16 protein-coding genes are annotated in these 19,597 nt (G+C 42.4%); 11 read left to right on the top strand and 5 right to left on the bottom strand.

What is annotated here, in order from left to right:
• Positions 1-2 precede the first annotated feature (2 nt).
• Positions 3-1,253, bottom strand: coding sequence for a glutamyl-tRNA reductase (gene hemA, locus K5Q58_RS00305; protein WP_220751441.1), 1,251 nt, complete (start codon positions 1,251-1,253; stop codon positions 3-5).
• 371 nt (positions 1,254-1,624) lie between these two features.
• Here hemA and lolB point away from each other — a divergent pair, with 371 nt between their 5' ends.
• From lolB to K5Q58_RS00285, 4 genes are all read left to right on the top strand, one after another.
• Complete coding sequence (gene lolB / locus K5Q58_RS00300) at positions 1,625-2,200, top strand: lipoprotein insertase outer membrane protein LolB (RefSeq protein WP_259651180.1); 576 nt, start codon at positions 1,625-1,627, stop codon at positions 2,198-2,200.
• Positions 2,201-2,292: 92 nt separating this feature from the next.
• The gene (ispE, locus tag K5Q58_RS00295) at positions 2,293-3,177 is read left to right on the top strand and encodes a 4-(cytidine 5'-diphospho)-2-C-methyl-D-erythritol kinase (protein WP_220751439.1); all 885 of its coding nucleotides are present in this window, start codon (positions 2,293-2,295) and stop codon (positions 3,175-3,177) included.
• Positions 3,178-3,281: 104 nt separating this feature from the next.
• Positions 3,282-4,229, top strand: a complete 948-nt coding sequence (locus K5Q58_RS00290) for a ribose-phosphate pyrophosphokinase (protein ID WP_102528060.1) — start codon at positions 3,282-3,284, stop codon at positions 4,227-4,229.
• Positions 4,230-4,404: 175 nt separating this feature from the next.
• A complete protein-coding gene (locus tag K5Q58_RS00285) occupies positions 4,405-5,400 on the top strand; it encodes an FAD:protein FMN transferase (protein ID WP_220751438.1) in 996 nt (331 codons plus the stop codon).
• A 140-nt stretch (positions 5,401-5,540) separates the two neighbouring features.
• On the opposite strand, the gene K5Q58_RS00280 is transcribed toward K5Q58_RS00285, so the two are convergent.
• From K5Q58_RS00280 to K5Q58_RS00265, 4 genes are all read right to left on the bottom strand, one after another.
• Positions 5,541-6,188 (bottom strand): hypothetical protein, encoded by a 648-nt coding sequence (locus K5Q58_RS00280; RefSeq protein WP_220751436.1) that lies wholly within the window; start codon positions 6,186-6,188, stop codon positions 5,541-5,543.
• Positions 6,189-7,034: 846 nt separating this feature from the next.
• Positions 7,035-8,612, bottom strand: a complete 1,578-nt coding sequence (locus tag K5Q58_RS00275; RefSeq protein ID WP_220751435.1) for a general secretion pathway protein GspF — start codon at positions 8,610-8,612, stop codon at positions 7,035-7,037.
• 101 nt (positions 8,613-8,713) lie between these two features.
• A complete protein-coding gene (locus tag K5Q58_RS00270) occupies positions 8,714-11,158 on the bottom strand; it encodes a LamG domain-containing protein (protein WP_259651179.1) in 2,445 nt (814 codons plus the stop codon).
• 2 nt (positions 11,159-11,160) lie between these two features.
• The gene (locus tag K5Q58_RS00265; RefSeq protein WP_259651178.1) at positions 11,161-12,432 is read right to left on the bottom strand and encodes a hypothetical protein; all 1,272 of its coding nucleotides are present in this window, start codon (positions 12,430-12,432) and stop codon (positions 11,161-11,163) included.
• 254 nt (positions 12,433-12,686) lie between these two features.
• On the opposite strand from K5Q58_RS00265, the gene K5Q58_RS00260 reads away from it, so the two are divergent.
• The 7 genes from K5Q58_RS00260 (at position 12,687) to K5Q58_RS00230 (ending at position 19,597) form a co-directional block, all read left to right on the top strand.
• Complete coding sequence (locus K5Q58_RS00260; RefSeq protein WP_220751433.1) at positions 12,687-15,398, top strand: hypothetical protein; 2,712 nt, start codon at positions 12,687-12,689, stop codon at positions 15,396-15,398.
• 52 nt (positions 15,399-15,450) lie between these two features.
• Entirely contained in the window at positions 15,451-16,263 is an 813-nt protein-coding gene (locus K5Q58_RS00255; RefSeq protein WP_220751431.1) for an SH3 domain-containing protein, read from the top strand.
• A 38-nt stretch (positions 16,264-16,301) separates the two neighbouring features.
• On the top strand, positions 16,302-16,973 hold the full coding sequence (locus K5Q58_RS00250) for an outer membrane beta-barrel domain-containing protein (RefSeq protein WP_192022254.1): 672 nt from the start codon (positions 16,302-16,304) through the stop codon (positions 16,971-16,973).
• Between the two features lie 126 nt (positions 16,974-17,099).
• Complete coding sequence (locus K5Q58_RS00245) at positions 17,100-17,603, top strand: TlpA disulfide reductase family protein (RefSeq protein ID WP_220751429.1); 504 nt, start codon at positions 17,100-17,102, stop codon at positions 17,601-17,603.
• A 16-nt stretch (positions 17,604-17,619) separates the two neighbouring features.
• Positions 17,620-17,856: a DUF4266 domain-containing protein gene (locus tag K5Q58_RS00240; RefSeq protein WP_197495523.1), complete on the top strand. Its 237-nt coding sequence runs from the start codon at positions 17,620-17,622 to the stop codon at positions 17,854-17,856.
• Entirely contained in the window at positions 17,843-19,000 is a 1,158-nt protein-coding gene (locus K5Q58_RS00235) for a DUF3570 domain-containing protein (protein ID WP_231919061.1), read from the top strand. The genes K5Q58_RS00240 and K5Q58_RS00235 overlap by 14 nt, the downstream gene beginning before the upstream one ends.
• A 36-nt stretch (positions 19,001-19,036) precedes the next feature.
• Positions 19,037-19,597 carry an AraC family transcriptional regulator gene (locus K5Q58_RS00230; RefSeq protein WP_220751427.1) on the top strand — a complete coding sequence of 187 codons (561 nt, stop codon included), beginning with the start codon at positions 19,037-19,039 and terminating at the stop codon, positions 19,595-19,597.

The following is a 19,597-nucleotide window of genomic DNA, read 5'->3' as shown; positions in this document are numbered from 1 at the left end:
CCTTAAGTTTTATCTAAACCAAGCGTGACGCGTAATTGGCCTAAGGTATTCAAGTCTCCTTGACGACTAGCAGAAGTTAACGCTTGTGTTGGCGCATGAATAAGGCGATTGGTTAGGCGGTTCGCTAGCTCTAAAATCACTTGTTCATTGTCACCACCTTGAGTCAATTTATTCAAGGCGCGTTCTACTAATTCATCTTTAATTGCCAAACTTTGGCTACGGTATTCTCGAATACTATCTACAGACTCTAACGATCTCACCCATTCCATAAATACATGGGCTTGCTCATCGGCAATTATCTCTGCCTGCTCGGCGGCTTCTTTACGTGAAGCCATGTTCTGTTCAATGATGCTGTGCAAATCGTCCACAGTATAGAGGAAAGCATCGTCTAATTCGCCAACTTCTGCTTCAATATCTCGTGGAACGGCAATATCAACTAATAACATTGGTTGATGACGGCGTTGTTTCAGCGCCTTTTCAACCATGCCTTTACCTAATATAGGTAATGGACTGGCGGTAGAGGATATCACGATATCGGCTTTAGGTAGATAGTCAGGTATCTCTTGCAGTGTAATTGCTGTGGCATCAAACTCTTCACACATGGCTTGAGCACGCTCAACCGTACGATTAGCAACCACAATGCCAGCGACTTCATTGTCTTTTAAATGCTTAGCAACCAATTCGATAGTTTCACCAGCGCCAATCAACAATACGTTAGTTGTGCTTAGTGACGAGAAAATATGTTTGGCCATGCTAACAGCGGCAAATGCAACTGACACAGCTGCGGCGCCGATTTCAGTTTCGGTGCGCACTTTTTTCGCAACAGAGAAGGTATTTTGAAACAAACGGTCGATAGTGACCGCTGTGGTGCCCGCTTCTTTGGCTTTAACGAAAGCTTGCTTCACTTGACCTAAAATTTGCGGCTCACCTAATACCAGTGAATCAAGTCCAGAAGACACGCGCATTAAATGTTTTACGCACTCTTGGTTCTCATAGCTGTAGATACATGGCATTAGCTCTTCATGCGTCAAGCTATGGTAATCCTCAAGCCACTCGATAATGTCTGCTTTAGATCCATTATTACAATAGAGTTCGGTGCGATTACATGTCGACACGATCACGGCTTCACCAGAGCTGGTGCGGCTGGCCAGACTCTTCATGGCGTCATGAATTTTGTCAGGCGAAAAGGCGACTTTCTCACGAAGGTCGACCGTGGCGGTTTTATGATTTATTCCGATTGCTACTAGGCTCATGTGACTCGTTTTAAGTTCTTCGCGGGATCATTAATTAGGCTATTCTACTTAATTGCCAAAACTAAAAACACAATTGGCTTAACAAAACCGAATAATTGTCTATATTTTTTCTAAAAATTCTATCTTGTTAACAAAAAGATAGGAAAGTAGACCCATTCATTTAAACTTTATGATGCCTATAAACACTTAACAAGCAAAGCTTTCTTACTATATTTACTTCTATTGGCTAATAAAAATGCAAAAATCAAAAAGCATTTTTACAATAGTCGCTTAGGTCAGTATCATAAAGTACCACTATATATAGGTAGCGAAATCTTTTGCGATATTTAACATCTTCCCTACAGCGCGTGATGCTACTTTGTTGTCTTTTTTTGGCAGCGTGTTCAGTTAAACCTCCCCATAAGCTCACCGATATTGACGTCAGTCAAGCTAGTGAAGCAAACGCCTGGGAGATTCAAGGTAAACTGGCATTTCGCTCGAATGCCGATAAATTCAGCACTAATTTATTTTGGTTTCACGACAATACTTTTAACCAACCTCATGATGACTTAAAGCTCACTACTGTTATTGGCACTACCGTCTTGTCACTGACTTCTCAATACGGCCTTACTAGTATCGATGTTCAAGGTAAAACCTATACCGATAGAGACCCGCAACAACTTATCTCGCGAGTCAGTGGCATGCAAATACCACTCAACAAACTGCCGTTATGGATTACCGGGCAAGTAACTCCAGACGATGAGGTTTTAGAATATAACTCGGACGGCACAATAAAAGCCTTTACCAGCAAAGATATGGGTGAAGACTGGCAAGTGAAGTTCATCAGCTATCAGCAGCAAAGCGGCGCTAGTGTACCTAGGTTATTACAGATAGACCGAGCTGACGTGCAAATTAAAATTCAGATTAATCAATGGCAAGCTTTAACGCCCATAACTGACAACCTTTAATTTCACCAACAATTAAGTCACTAAAGTCGATAGCTAATGATTGTCCATTTATTACTCGTTAACTTATTACTATTAAATAAAGAAGCACTTCTATGACCACAGCGACCTTGAACACTCATGATACTCAAGCTGCAATTTCTGCAAACTGGCCAGCACCTGCAAAGTTAAACCTTTTTCTGCACATTACTGGTCAACGAGCTGATAGTTACCATGAATTGCAGACATTATTTCAGTTTATCGATCAATGTGACTTTTTGGATTTTTTACCGACCGAAAATAAAACACTTAAGTTACATTCAGAATTATCTAAAGTTGTCGCAGAAAAAGATAACTTAATTCTAAAAGCCGCAAAATCTTTACAAGAATATTGCAATTATCAAGGCGGTGCAGAAATTTGGTTACGTAAAAACTTGCCAATGGGTGGTGGTTTAGGAGGCGGTTCTTCCGATGCCGCAACCACATTAATAGCCTTAAACAAGCTGTGGAATTTAAATTTAACGCAACAAACTTTAGCTAAAATTGGTCTAAAGCTGGGCGCGGATGTCCCTGTTTTTATTAATGGTTTTTCAGCTTTCGCCGAAGGTGTTGGCGAGCAACTATTACCTGTCGAACCCACTGAATTCTATTATTTAGTTATCGTCCCTGATGTACATGTATCTACTCAAGCTATTTTCCAAGATCCATTGTTACCTCGTAACACCCCTAAATTAGCTATTGATACATTAATGCAGAAAAATTGGTCAAATGATTGTCAGAAGTTGGTCGCAGAAAAGCACCCTCAAGTTGCCAATGCATTGAGCTGGCTGGTAGAATATGCGCCGTCAAGAATGACCGGAACTGGCGCATGCGTCTTCGGTGAGTTCGAACAGCAACAAACAGCGTTAGATGCTCTGGCAAAACTGCCTAAATCTATGCAAGGTTTTGTTGCTAAAGGCTTGAATCAGTCACCTTTAGTGACCCGATTAAGCCAAAGCTAAAATATTTCTAAAAGTGTATTACGATAATGTTTACTGTTCAGTTCACAGTCATTTATCAACATTTTTAGCCACTAACATTCAAGCCAACACCTGAGGTTCATAAAGTGCCCGATATCAAGCTCTTTGCTGGTAACGCTACCCCTAAACTAGCCAAAAAAATAGCCGACCGTTTATTTTGCAAACTTGGCGATGCAGTAGTAGGCCGTTTCAGCGACGGTGAAATCAGTGTTCAAATCAATGAAAACGTACGTGGTGCTGATGTATTCATCATTCAGTCTACTTGTGCACCGACTAACGACAACCTAATGGAACTTATCGTTATGGTTGACGCGTTACGCCGTGCATCAGCTGGCCGTATCACAGCCGTTATTCCTTACTTCGGTTACGCTCGTCAAGACCGTCGTGTACGTAGTGCTCGTGTACCAATTACAGCAAAAGTAGTTGCAGACTTCCTTTCAAGTGTTGGTGTTGACCGCGTACTGACTTGTGATTTACACGCAGAGCAAATTCAAGGTTTCTTTGATGTGCCTGTTGATAACGTGTTTGGTAGCCCAGTGCTACTAGAAGACATGTTAGGTAAAGAACTTGATAACCCAGTTGTGGTTTCTCCAGACATTGGTGGTGTAGTACGTGCTCGCGCCGTAGCTAAACTGCTTGATGACTCTGACTTAGCCATTATCGATAAGCGTCGCCCACAAGCGAACGTTGCACAAGTAATGCATATTATTGGTGACGTACAAGGCCGTGACTGTATCATCGTTGATGACATGATCGATACTGGCGGTACTTTATGTAAAGCTGCTGAAGCATTAAAAGAACATGGCGCAAACCGTGTTTTTGCTTACGCAACTCACCCAGTATTTTCTGGTAACGCAGCAGCTAACATTGCAGAATCTGTGATTGATGAAGTGATTGTGACTGACACTGTGCCATTAAGCCCAGAAATGTTAAAAGTGGAAAAAGTGACCCAACTGACTATGTCAGCGGTACTGGCTGAAGCGATTCGTCGCGTAAGCAACGAAGAGTCTATCTCTGCAATGTTCCGTCACTAATATTCTAACTCACTAGCAATAGTGAAACAGGATAGATTAAACGCACTCAATTGAGTGCGTTTTTTATTGGCTAGAAATCGACTCAAGCCACGAGTCAGAATACTCTGTAGATAAATCCTTCATAACTCAGTACCCTATTGGTTATAAAAATATCTAACAATAAGTATTCAATTCCATGCTCAAGCGCTGCTCCTTTATCAGTTTGTGTTTTATCACACTCGCTTTCCCTTCCCATGCAATCGCCCAATGGCACCAAAAAACTTTTCAAGTCATGGGAACTCAAGCACATGTCGAGTTTTGGCTTGAGCAAAATGAACACTCTAGCATCTCAGACTCGCCAGCCCAGCTTATTGAAAAGGTCGAACAAGAGATGCACCGCATCGACAGGTTAATGAGTCCTTACAAGCCAAATAGTCAACTGAGTCATATTAATCAACAAGCTGGAATAGCCCCAGTTAAGGTAAACCAAGAACTGTTTAATTTACTGCTTGATTCACGCCAAATAGCAGAGTTAACCCTAGGCACATTTGATATCACCTACGCTTCTATCGGTTACCAATATGATTATCGTCAAGGTCAAAAACCAGCTAAGTCCGACATCAGCCAAGCGCTTGATGCCATTGATTACCGCGCAGTGATATTAGATAAACAGCAATCTAGCGTTAAATTCAAAAACCAAGATGTCAGAATAGATCTAGGCGGTATAGCCAAAGGTCACGCAGTAAAGCAGTGCCTAGCCATACTCAAAGCCGCTGGTGTCGAACATGCCCTTGTTAGTGCAGGCGGAGACACAGGATTATTAGGCGACAGACGCGGCCGCCCTTGGTTTGTGGGGATTAAACATCCTCGCGCCGCTGAAAAAACAGCAGTGCAATTACCGTTAAGCGATGAGTCCATCTCAACATCAGGGGATTATGAGCGTTACTTTATTGAAGATGGCGTACGCTACCATCACATCATTAACCCCAAAACCGGTGATTCAGCCAGAAAAGTGGTCAGCGTATCTATCATTGGCAAAAACTCAACTTACGTTGATGCCCTATCTACCGCAGTGTTTGTTAAAGGCTTACAAGAAGGCATGGCGCTGATTAACCAGCTACCAGAATACGAAGCGATTATTATTGATAATCAGCAAACATTGCATATGTCTAAGGGATTACAAGAGAATTAGATTAAAGGGTAAGTTGGGAGCAGTTTGGACTGTGCCTCCCACACATTTGTAAAATTTAAAAGATGTACTTATGACGCAAATAAAAGCAATTATTAATTGATTTATTTGACTGCCCCCACAACCAAATAAATCAAGCTCAACTATTGTTCAGTTGGAGGCTCATTAGTGTCAGTAGTACCTTTGACTTCGCTAACGGTTATCAATGCACCAAGAAAGATAATTGCCAGGATATCTATAGCGATAAATTGTGATTGCATAGGGGCTGTATATTGATAAAGAGCAAAACCTGGACTCAATGATGCATCAACACCAAGGGAAACTTGAGGTGCTAAATTGATTGAAACATATGCTCCACCAAGACCTGAGTATTTAGCTGAAATGGTTCCAATAGCAATATTAGGAATTTGTAGAGCTTGATTGAAAATGGAAAGCCAATAGTACTTATACTTTTCTTTGATTGCCGTTATACCCGCCACAATATTTAGCGCAACTAAAACTAACGTAACCAGAGTGCTTAATAGGGAAGCTGTTCCATCAAATACTGACAAAAAATAGATTGCAGTAATTGCAACTGCTGCTATCACTTGAAAGTAGCCAATAATTTGCACTCTTTTTTCAGCTATATTTAGCTCTTTCTCTTTTTCTTTGACTTGATGAGTTGTAACTTCTTCCTTTCTGTTAGCCAACTCTTTCAACAAAGACTCATAATTTTCACTTTTAGGGTCAATGTTACCTTTTACCTCTATTAACTCATCAATTGAATATTGAGAATAGTCGATTAACTTCATACACATCCTTGTATTACTAAATTTTATAGTGCGCGTGCACCTTTAATAAACCAAATATTTAAGCCTGACTAATGCAAAGCTATTGATTAATATGAACTCTATCAGAATTGAGTTGGATAAACGAGCACCTATAATTGGAATCATTCGATTCCGATGACGCGCTATTTGATTGCTTTATTTCCAGACATCGTTTGGATTAAGATCAACGTCGTGGCGCTTCGCCCACACCAGACGAAAGGGAAACAACAGCATTTCCCTTTTCGATATCCCTTGCCGCTCCGACGAAGTGTTACTCCTCATGCTATAGAGCGAATTTACTACCGCCTCAGACTCGCCATCCATGGCTCAACTGAGGCTATGTCGGCGTCCAGCCTCCATCACGCAAATTAGCTCAACGCATTCGGACACTTCCAACGGAGATTATTGAGCCTGCAAGTTCATTTGTTGTTACATAACCCATTATTTAAAAGCTTTAAACTGATTTTGATTTTCTATGAATACTGCAATTAAATTGAAGTAAGCAAAAAACCGCGTGAGTCCAGACATGGATGTCTGGCTAGCTTTCGAGGGGAAGGGACGCTCCATCGTAAGCGTTAGTGATTTTTGTAGCTTGCTGAAGCGGGTATAAAATGAAGTTTGAAGCTGGATGATTCTCCGTTGGAAATTTTGCTTTTTAAATTTCACCGGAACTGCGGGGCGAAGCGCCACGACCTTGATTCTGATTTTGGTTTTATCTTAATCTTAAAACCAAACCCCAAAACAAAAAAAGCTCAGAGGAAAACCTCTGAGCTTTAACTTTCATATGGTTAACTAATCGTAGCGAATCCAAGCGAAGCTTAAATTCAATCAAACAATCGGTTGAAACGCTGTCAGTGAATCCAGCATTGTGCTGTTCCCCAAACCTTGTCTTGGCGCAACTGTATTAAACTGACCTTGTTCACCATGTAGTGCCATGTAGTTAAGCAATACAGTATCAACCAATAAGTTAACGTTATTGGCCGATGGTGCTGATGCGGTATCCACTGAGGCGTCTGAGCGCATAAAACCAATCTGTTGACTTTGTGCCATTTGATCCGCATTAGCCCCCATCAACTGTGGTTTACCTGAAGGGTTATAGACTAAAAAGAACGAAGCGCCTGTTGATGAGTTATCACCTGTCCATTCACCCTTGCCTCGCCCTTCCATTGATTCATCAATGCGGCCGTTACTGGCAACTGAGCCATCACTGAACACATACATCATCAATGGTTGGTTGCGTCTGGCTGCGTACTCTAAACATGCCCCCATACAACGACCCGCTCGTAAATCTCGTAACTCACCTGTGCCACGCTCACCTGTGTGATAGTCAAAGCCGCCCATAGTGACGGTACCCGCACCAGAAAAACCATTAACCACTAGCTTCATTATCGATGCGGTTTTTTGAAACTCTGATTCAGAATCAAATTCGTTAATGGTAAATATGCCGCTCGGGCCTACAATATCAGGATCGAGTACCGGGTTTAAGGTTGAAGGATCGCCAAATCTATCTGCTAAATCAGCACTTTTTACATAACCACAATTGACTAAATCTTTAATCACATCGTCACGGGTGACTTGAGTATTCACTGAAGCCATTTTCTGAGCACTGATACGCTGAATACTTTCCATCACAGTGACGGCATCGCGCTGCGACAATAAGCTAAATAAGTCCCCCACATCGACTAAGCCCGTCACATCTGACGGACGATCAATCTTAGTCGGGCGCATACTTAAATCAATAAAGTTATTCGGCGCCATAGAATTGCCACCAGAATCTGTGCTGCGAGAGCCAACCAACGGCATCAGTGAACCATTCGCACCAGCTGCAGCAATGGCATACATTGGGTTATGCGGGTTATTACCGGTGTCATTGTCAGAGCGACATGGGATAACGGCACCATTTATACGTGATGCCGTATCTGCTGAGACTTTTTCTAATATGCCCCGTAAAAATGCAGAGTCAGAATGAAAAGCCAAACCTAAATCCGTATTGATAAAATCAGACATGCCCACATCAGGGTTAGCAATTGATGGCGCCATATCACCAGGTAATCCCAGTTTGTTATAGCCAGCGGTTGATAAGAAATCTTGCTGTCCGCCAGCACCGCCAACTAGTACGTTTGAGCCAGCAATATTGGCTCCACCCGCTAAATCAAAACTAATAAAAGGAATTTTGCCTGCGCCTTGAACACTAATGCCACAAGAGTCTCGCAGTGCTTCTAAATCAGAAGACAATGCTGCATTAGCTTGGTTTGGATTAGCAAACATGCTCATTAGTGACAGCCCAGCCACCGCTTGACCACCTTTAACTAAGCCTGTTGAGATAAACTCACGGCGTGTCATTGGCTTGCGGTGATCAGAAAACAATAATGGCGTATCCGGATGAAGATGCTTTGGTTTAGTCATGTTGAAATCCTTTTGAACAGGCTAATACATTTGCTACATTGACCAGTTTCAATCTTGAACGAGAAGTAATATTCAGCTGCTGTTTTATCATTATTACTCTCCTATTGAATCAACATAACAGCACTAGCAAGCACTGCAGCACAAGAGGCTTTAGCAATCGTTTGGGTGCGCTCTGCATTACAGTTTGTACCACAAACTGATAAGTGGCTTACCAAAGAGTCCAGTTCATCATACACAGCAGTTGCATCTGGCTGGGTTGCAAGACTCAACGGCATTAATTGATTAATAATCGGATTAAGCAATGCTGGGCGTTGCGCTGCATTTAATGCGTCAGCAGGTGCAAGGCTAAAGTCGACATCAGGAAACCAAGTCGTGCGAATCATGTTGTCGTCAATAGCAACATCACAATAGGCAATGGCCAGTTGCGTTACCCCCATTTGCTGCGCTGAAATAAAGGTGTCGATATTTTCAATACTCGGCAACTGACGCTTAACCAAATCATAAGTCGTGAACACTTTGGCGGTATCTTGCGCAACACCTGTCAGTACACTCATTGAGTGGTTAATTTCAGCAAAATTACGTAGACCAATATGCGATGTTTCTGTGCTGGCTGGGAGTTCTTCTGGTGTAATGACAACACCCGGTACGCGAACATTTTCGTGCTCACCGATTTGCTCGAAAGTTAAGAAAAACTCATCTTGGCTGGCACCTTTTTCAAGGCCAATAATCGTGCCGAGTGCCGAAATTGGCATTGGTTCAGCAATTTCTTGACCACTGTCTATGGTTAAATCAACATTGGAGTATGCTTGGCCCTGAGCGCTTTCTTTGCCGTTAATACCAAGACGGATCCCGCGCATATCAAAGTTGTCTGCCACAGGCGTGCCATTAATATTCACCAGTGATGCGCCAGTAAATAAGTAGCTATAATTATCAAACTGACTGACTTCGAACATGACGTAGGTTTCAGGTAAATCAATTAAATGACTGACTGAAAACAGTAAGAAAAATTTCTCACCAACTCCAACATCGTAGTTTTGGCTAATTTGTTCTTGCTCGAGTACACGGTTATAAATCGCTAATAAACGAATATCCCCTTGCCAAACATGTTGGTTTGAGGCTTCACGACCTAGTATTAATGCAAAGCTGTCATCCCATGATGCAAGCGGCGCAATATCTTCGTCAACGGCGTCAATAAGGTTGCCATTAACATAAATACGTCGCCCTTGAGTTGCATTGTAGGTCAGTACCACATGCTGCAATGTTGCTTGTAGCACTTCATCAGCATCAGGCGTACTTAACGCAGGCTCACCGTTTACTGTTGAGCTTTCTGTGCGCAACATAAAGTCATAGTTATATTGTGTCTGACCTAACGTGAAGTTACGCGCATCATCACCTGCAGAATAGGTGACGATTCTTGCTGGGCCTTCTTGGGTAACATTGTTTGGAGTCACCCAAGCCTCAATAGAAAACTCACCCGTTGAGGTAATAAGGTCATGCAGTTTCTTACTATTAGCGGTACTGGCTTGCGCTTTGCCGTTAGTAAAAGATAATCCCCAGCTACCTAGCCACTCAACATCACCTGTTAGTGATAAATTGGCTTCTGGTGCTATGCCAGATGTGTCATAAGCAATGGCACCTTCACCCGTCTTAAATTGATAAAGCGCAATCACATCAGTTTCAAAACGGCCGCCACTGGATGCGGTAATACCGTCAGTTAAACGTAATGACTTTGATACCACCATATCAGGTGAAATTTCATCGACTTCAATGGCATCACTCATTGCTGTAATCGCAGCAAGCATTTCATTGCTGTTTTCCTGACAGTTAGTCCAGCAATTATGAAACTCGCTACCCAAACGAACCACTAAACGTGATTGGGTTGGCTCATCAATATTGATGACATTTTTGGCTGATTCATAAGCTTGATTAATGTCATTGCTGGCAAAAAATGGCGACTGGGCAAACGTTGCTGATTCATTATGACAGTCACTGCAATACTGGCTTACGATAGGATAGACATGCTGACTAAATAAGCCGCTATCATCGGGAAAGCTTTTACTGGCTCCTGGTTCTCGTATGACTGGTGATGTCAGCTCAATGGTATTGGCGCTGCTGACTCGCTCATCAGCCCACAGCTTGATCCATGAAGTCATGGTTTCACCGCAGGCACTATCACTGTCTAACCAGCAATTATGGCCACCAGCGACTTTTTCAACTAAACGAGATGCCGCAGGATCTGTTAAGTCTACTAATGGGTTAGTCGCAGCGTAGGCGTCGTTGACGTTTTCTCGACTGGCGAAATACGGCGCTTGATTACCTTCGGTATGACATGCTCCGCATCGATTTTGCCCTGAAATATTATCCCACAGCGACACTTTATATTTTTGAATGTCTTCTGTAGCGGGCGCAGGACCTGTGTAGACATCAGAGCCAGGATCTTGCTGTTGAGGTGGATTGCTTTCGACATCTCCCCCACCACAAGCGGATAAAGTTAATAGCAAACAAATAGCAGAGAGTAAGGTTAGGTTTTTATGAGGTAATATCACCGTTATTCTCCCATACAATAATTGCCAACTTCAGCAAACACACGCTTGAGTTGATATGAGTTTTGTTGAAAAGATGCAGTTGTAGCAGCAATCTGATTAATGTCTTCAGTTGACTCTGCATCTCTTAAACATACGGTTTTAAATACTTTTTTAACTTGGCATTGGGCAAATGCTTGGCTGTTAGCAAACTCTTGGCCTAATGATTTAGCCCCAAAACCTTTACCATTGAGTGATTCGTCCCACCCAAGCTTTTGGTTAACACCTTCACGCCAATAATTTTGCCATTCATCGTCTTCTGTCACGTAACCATAGGGGAAACTGGTGGAGTTAATATGGTATTTCCCCTGTACTCTGATGCCAGTGTCAGGATCTATTTGACCGCTTTGGTTATAGGTAATTGCCCCACTATCACCATCAGGGTCGCTCTCAACATCAAAGTCATATTGATAATATGCAAACCCTTGAGCAAGGGGATCCATTCCACTATGGCAAGCCAAACAGTTATTGATAAATAACCGGCTATCACCACCAGGGCTGCGGCTCACATCTTGGCGAATTCTGTCTGGCGAGCGAGTATTATCTTTTAAAGGCTCTAAATCACTACAAAGGTGATTCATCAAGGTAAAGCGCACCATCGCTCTGTTAGTGCCTAAATAGAAAAATGCTTTTGCCGCGGCGCGACTTGTAAGCACCCCGGCTGTTGCATCGCTAGGTAAGCCGTTAACACTGGATTGACTGGTTCGCTCTAGGCCTGACTTTAAATCAATGAATTGATCTTCAAGCGCCTGATAATGAGCATTATCACGGGTGCTATAAGCGGGAAGGTTTAGACTATTATCGCCCACATAAACCATATCAGCTTGGAGTAACTGCCTAAAATCCACATCATCTCGAACCGCACCAATCACAGTAGCGCTGTAATCATTTAATGGCGCAAAGCTATCTTGGTCAATATTGGTCCATGGAGTGGCAAATAATTTAAGCGTAGTCGAATAAAAAGCGGGGTTTTCCATTGCTATGTAAGCCGCTTCAATTGGCTTACTGTCACTGAGCAATACAGACATCTCATTGAGTGTTTGTTCTGACGCTGGGACACCAGCGATTCTGTCATGTAACTGTTTGGCTTGCTCTAATGTACCAGCAGAGGTGTTTGCTGAAAAAACAGTCAAGCATGACAACAAAAGCAGAGTAATACCTTGTTGAACTTTAAGCTGGATTACATTAATTCCATTCAAAAAATGCCGACTTTTAAGCGTATAAAGTTGCAACTTCATACAGTCTCCTTGTCTTTGTTCTTAGCTAACAATTGCTTTAGTAGCAATAAGATAAAAACGCAGACAATGATCGAGTATTCTAAAATCATAAAGCTTATTGTTTTTATTTTGTTAACTTTATTTTTTACTTGGCAAAATAATTTTTGCTAAAAAAGTATTGAAACACTGGGACTAGGCGGCAATAATGTCAAGAATTATTACATTTTTACTATGTAACGATAACAATAATAACAATTACGTATTAAGGGTAATAAATGAGGCCAATTTGGGGCTATGCAGGGAAGTACGTCTATGTCATTCTGGCCTTCTTTTATCTTACAGGATGTAATACCGATACAGCCATTAAGGATGAGCAAGCTGATCCTGTTTTAGTTGAATACCCTGTTATTTATATTCAACGAGATCTTGTCGCTTTAGATGGCGATGAAGGTGCTCAATCTGCCAGTTTTGATTCTCGCCACCCTGCTCAGTTTAATCCCGGCGCGCAGCTTTTCGTCAAACGAAATGCCTTTAGCGACTCCCCTGTTACTAACATATCAGCCCAGTTATTTGCTGATTTACTGCCAGAAGATGCACCTGCTGACACCATCCAGGCTATTGATATTCGAGATTTGTCAGTTTCAGATGATGGCCAACAATTTTTAGTGTCAATTCGAGCGCCTGAAATTGAAGATGCGGATGAAATGGACCAACCGAGTTGGAATATTTGGCGTTATCAACTTGCAACACAAACTCTTGAACGAGTGATTGTCAGCGATACCACTGCTGAGCAAGGTGACGATCTCATGGCATCGTTTTTACCTGACGGCCGCATCATTTTTGCTTCGACTCGCCAGCGTTTATCTAGAGCGATTTTATTAGATGAAGGTAAGCCCCAATACACCGCCCTAGATGAAAGCCGAGATAATGAAACCTTCAATATTCATGTGATGAATGCCGATGGTAGCGGTATAGAGCAATTGAGTTTTAATTTAAGCCACGACACACACCCATTAGTGCTGCAAAGCGGTAAAATTTTGTACAGTCGCTGGGATAATATGGGCGGCAATAAGGGCATAAACCTGTATGAAATGAACCCTGATGGCACCGATAATCAGTTGATGTTTGGCTGGCATTCACATCAAATAGCCTTCGATCAGCAAGATGAACTCATCGAATTTGTTAAACCACAACAGCTGCCGAATGGTGAGATCTTACTTTTACTCTCTTCACAAGACGAAACCAGCTACCAAAAGCGCCCTGTGGTGATTAATATCGAAGAGTTTACTGATAACCAACAGCCAACCTTTGCGTCTGGTGCTAACGATAGTGCCATTAACGATTTAGCATTCAGTTTCGAGTTTAATTTTAACTTCTCAGATAACCTTTCTCCTTCTGGACGATTAACCCATTTAACGCCACTACCTGATAATAGTCAGCGCTATTTATTAAGTTGGGATTTATGCCGTGTCGTGATTGAAGAGCAAATTCGTGCTTGCGGGCAGCTAACTGATGAACAGTTATTGGATCCCACACTAGAACTTGCCGATCCCTTGTACGAGCTTTGGCTATTAAATGATGCCGATGGAACTCAGCAATTAGTCGCTGATAGTGAAGAAGGAAAAGTGATTACTGAAGCCTTAGTCATGCAACCGAGTTCACAGCCAAAAACATTTATAGCCAATAAAGTGATCGGCAATGAACTTGATGCGCAACTACACGAAGAGCTGGCAGCAGCCATTGATATTCGCAGTGTGTATGACTTTGACGGTCAAGACAGTAGTGCCAATTTAGGCGGGATTAGCCAACTCAGCGATCCAACCCAAACACGTGCAACTGAGCTACCTGCACGTTTTTTGAAAGTAGTTCGTGGCGTGCCTATGCCATCAGATGAAGTCAGAGATATTCCTAATACAGATTTTGGTCGTAGTCGCAATCAGCTAATGCGTGAAATTATTGGTTACACGCCAATACAACCTGATGGCTCTGTAAAAATTAAAGTCCCAGCTAATGTTCCTTTGGCTATCAGCGTATTGGATGCATCTGGTCAACGTATTGGTGGCCGTCATAGCCAATGGATTAGTTTAAAGCCGGGTGAAACACTACAATGTAAAGGCTGTCATACTGCAAACAGTCAATTACCCCACGGCCGTTATGATGCGCAAGCTGAATCAATTAACCCCGGAGCAACGGGCGGCGCTGCTTTTACAAACGCCACACAAAACATCATTCCCACTCAAGGGCAAACCATGGCTCAAGCTGATGCGATGGTTAATGGTATCGCCGAGTTATCGGCTAACTTAACCTACGAAGATCGCTGGACCAACCCCGCATTGTCTACGGTTAATCCCAGTACAGATTATTCCTACCAAAACCTTGCTACACCAGCGCCAAATGGTAGTGAGTGCTTTAACAATTGGAATGCTTATTGCCGAATTCAGATTAATTATGAAGAACATATACAACCATTGTGGGATTTGCAGCGCCTTGCAATAAATGAAACGACCTTAGCTGTTCTTGCAGATAACACCTGCACTGGCTGCCATAGCATTGTTGATGACAATAACCTTGCCCAAGTACCAGCTGGGCAACTTGAATTAGTAGCAACGCCGTCCACTGACCAACCAGCACATTTTACTAGCTATCGTGAATTGTTTTTCAATGATGTCGAACAAGAAGACATTGATGGCATTATCGTCGATCGCTTAGTCGTGGTTCTCGACGCTGATGGCAATATTGTCTATCAAGTTGATAGCGAAGGTGAGCTTATTCTTGATGCTGAAGGTAACCCAATTCCGGTTATGACGACAGTAAATGTGCCAGCCATCATGTCAACTAACGGCGCAAGCGCTAGCAGCAACTTTTTTGACACCATGAATGATGTCACTCATCAAAACATGCTGTCTGCCGACGAACTTAAATTAATCGCTGAGTGGATAGATATTGGGGCGCAGTATTACAACACCCCTTTTTATACACAAGAGTAGTAAACACTGACAACAGCACATAAAGGAATGATGATGTTACAACAAGGAAACCATGTTTAATTATCCATTTACCATGAAGTGGTTAAGCCCAATATTATTGTCTATGGCAATGATGCTTCCTTGCTATGCCCTTGCGGCTGAGCCAACTTCCATTCCTGAACGTGACACCACAGTCGATTCATACCAAGACACAAATACAGCAGCAACATTGACCATAGACGTGCCTTTTATCGAGCTACATTCAGGCCCAAGCGCAGGCTATCCTGTAGTGCATGTGGTAGAACAAAGTGAAAAAGTGACCGTGTTAGTCAAGCGAACGGCTTGGATAAAAGTGCGTGACAAACGTGGGGTTGAAGGTTGGTTTCACGAAGATGATTTGTTCGGTTTTAGTCAACATGGACAAGCCGTTGAACAAACTCAGCTCGGGACTGATGCATACCTTAATCGAGATTGGGAAGCCGGGGTAATGTACGGCGATTTTGAAGGTGCAAACCTTTACACCATCCAACTCGGCTATGTATTTACCCCTGTATTTAGCGCTGAAATATCAGCTGGTAAAGCACTTGGCAGTATATCTGACAGTGATTTATTCGAAGCCATGTTAATTAGCCATCCTTTTCCTGAATGGGTAGTTAGCCCATATATTGGTGTTGGCGGTGGCATTATTAATACTAGCCCTCACAGTGTTATTGCAGATTCACAATCACGTGAAAACACCTTAATGAGTGCGGCAGCAGGCCTTAAATATCACTTAGGCCGTAACTTTATTTTACGGGCTGAATATAAGTTTTCTCTGGCATTAACCGACCGAGATGAAAATGAGCAACTGCAATCTTGGCAACTCGGTTTTAGCGTATTTTTCTAAACATATTAATTAACACCAAGGTCGTCATGAAGGTAGCAATGAAAACAACAATAACAAGCCGTGCTAAAACCGCTTTGAAAAGCCGATTCACTTATTGCTTGCTGGCACTAGGGCTCAGTTTCAGCGCTGGAGCCTTAGCTCAAGAAAACCCAAACAGTGTTGGTGTTAAAGCCGATGTTGAGCGTCGTGAAGTGTTGGACGATGTATTAGATACCGAAAATTTCGAGATCGGTTTACAAGGCGGCTTAATGTCGATTGAAGACTTCGAAAATAGCCCTTGGATTAGTGCACATTTAGGTTACCACATCAGTGAACACTTTTATGTCAAAGCCCGTTACGCCATAGCTGAAGGCGGTGATACCAGTTTTGAAAAGCTAGCTAATACAGCCCCACTGTTGACAGATGAAGAACGTGAAATGCGCTATTACGGGCTGAATATTGGGTATAACTTTCTACCTGGCGAAATCTTTTTCAGTGAAGACTTAGTGTTCAACAGTGTCTTTTCATTTGAATTAGGTGGCGGCAGCACTGAGTTTGCTGGTGATGAACAGTTTACTGTCAACTTAACTGCTAACTATCGAGTATTTTTAACTGATTGGGTTGCTTGGGATCTGGCCATGAGTGACTACATTTTTGACACACAAATCACTGGCTCAAGTAAAACGACTCATAACTTGACCTTTGCAACCGGCATAGCCGTTTACTTTTAACCTGAGGTTATTGTTTACATAGCGCAACTGAGTAACTGAGTAACTGAGTAACTGAGTAACTGAGTAACTGAGTAACGAACAATAACAGGCAGTGAAAGACAGAATAAAAACAATAAAGGATTATTAATGTTTAAATTAAATCAGAGCCTTAAAAGCTTAGTATTGGCTGCGACACTGGCACTTACCGCGCAAGCAAATGCGGTGACAACCGGGCAAGTTGCGCCAGATTTTACCCTTAAAAATATGCAAGGCGAAAACCAAAAGCTGTCTGAGCAGCGTGGCAATATTATCTTAATTAACTTCTGGGCATCTTGGTGTGGACCTTGTCGTAAAGAAATGCCCGTACTGCAAAAATTACAAGATAAGTACCAAGACTTAGGTGTCGCAGTTTGGGGGATTAATGTCGAGCAAGAAAACCAAGCCGGTAAAGACTTCCTAGCAGACTTAGATTTAAGCTTTGCTATCTTTTTTGATGAAACTAACTCCCTTTCAGAAACCTATGATGTGAAAGCTATGCCTACGACTGTGATGGTCGATCGTGATGGTGTCGTACGATACGTCTTCTTAGGTTATCAAGACGGCTATGAGAAAAAGTACGCCGCAGCTATCAAGAAACTAATCAGAGAGTAACGCTATGAAGTCTTCTATGACAAAGCTCATCATGTTAAGTGCAGGATTAAGCTCATTATTAACGCTCTCAGCTTGCTCTAGTCTTGATATAGAGCCTTGGGTAAAACCTTACGAGCGCCAAAACTTAGCCGACCCTATTATGCGTTTTGGTCGCCACCCAATTGCCAATATGCATGTAGCTCATGTGCTTGAAGCGCGTGAATCAGCAAGAGGCGCTGAAGGTACGGGAGGCGGTGGTTGTGGCTGTAACTAGAATAATGAACCTTACAGTATGTAAGCTAATCACATTGCTGCTCGTTAGCATAAATGTCCCCTTATCATGGGCGGCTGTTTTAGAGCCAGATAGAGCCGATGCGCTTTATCATAGTTACGAAGGCGGCGGGATGAAAATTGACGGTCCTTCTGTGCTGCTGCGAAAGAAGGCGTCCGAGTCATTAGCTTTCACAGGTTATTATTATCTAGACAGTATTTCTTCTGCGTCAGTGGACGTTCTCAGTACTGCCAGCCCTTACACTGAAAAACGTCATGAAGGTCAGATTGGTGTTGAATACCTTAATGACAAAACCCTAATGACGTTTAATGCTAGGCAAAGTGACGAAGACGATTACCTTGCCCAGTCTTTTAGTATTAACGTTTCGCAAGATACCTTTGGCGACTTAACCAATCTTAGTCTCGGTGTGTCATACGGTGACAATGAAATTCGCCGAAACGGTGATGACCTATTTGAAGAGCAAAGCCAACAATATCGAATTCGTGCGGGCATCAGTCAGATTTTAACCCGCAACTTAACTGCACAACTTAATTTTGAAGCAATTGCCGATGAAGGCTACCTTAATAACCCATATAGAACAGTACGTTTTATCGATACTACCAGCCCATCAGGGGTAGGCTATCAATCCGAAGTGTACCCTGAAACCCGTAACTCCTTTTCGAGTAAATTGTCAGCCAGTTACTTTCTTCCCTATCGTGCAGCGCTATTTTTTCACTACCGATACTTTAATGATAGCTGGGAAATCAATGCCAATGATGTGGAGCTTGGCTATCGTCACCCGATTGGTGACTACTTAGAGCTGGAGTTTAAAGTGCGCTATTACCAACAAACTCAAGCTGAGTTTTATAGTGATCTGTTCCCTTATCAAGATGCCCAGAATTATCTCGCTCGAGATAAAGAGCTTAGTGATTTTAATGACTTAACCTTAGGTTTAGGCGTGACTTATTTAATGCCTGAAAGCCTGTCCTTTGGAGATAACCGCTCAGAGGCCAGCCTGCAATGGGATTACATTACCTTTGACTATAGCAACTTCAGAGATCCTACCGCTGAAGGTGGTGTCGGTAATGAGCCATTCTATAGCTTTTCAGCCAATGTCATTCGTGCTTTTTACAGTATTTATTTTTAGTAGTACGCAACTCAACGCTGCGTCCAAGGCAATAATATGAAACGAACACAACAATTTTTCAGCTTATCTCAACGAGCACTGTACGCGCTCTTTTTGAGCTTATGTATCTCAGTATCGCCAGTCGTCGCGGCAGATGCCTCACAAGCGCAAAGCAGTATTGGTAGCGAACTTGAAGATATTAAAAGCCAGGTCATTCAACTCAATCGTGATTTGTTTATTTTAGAAGAAGATTTACTTTTCCCTGCCAGCACGCAAATAGCAGTCTTTGTCTCCGTGGATGTTGGACGTTTTTTTACCTTAGATAGCGTCGAGCTAAAAATAAATAACCAAGATGTGGCTGGATTTTTATATACCCAGCGTCAGCGCCGCGCGCTTGAAAAAGGCGGCATTCAAAAATTATATATGGGCAATTTAAAAACTGGCCAGCATCAATTAACAGCAATATTCACCGGCATTGATGCAGAAGGACGCACGATACAAAGAGCAGTCAACCACCCTTTTGAAAAGACAGATGAAACCATCTTGGTTGAATTAAAGCTTGAAGACAGCGAATCAAGTTACCGAGCTGATGTTAGCGTTGAAGAATGGGTTTTATAA

This window comes from Shewanella sp. KT0246 (assembly GCF_019654955.1).
GTDB classification, from domain to species: Bacteria; Pseudomonadota; Gammaproteobacteria; order Enterobacterales; family Shewanellaceae; genus Shewanella; species Shewanella goraebulensis.
This window is presented reverse-complemented; position numbering and strand designations above follow the sequence as displayed.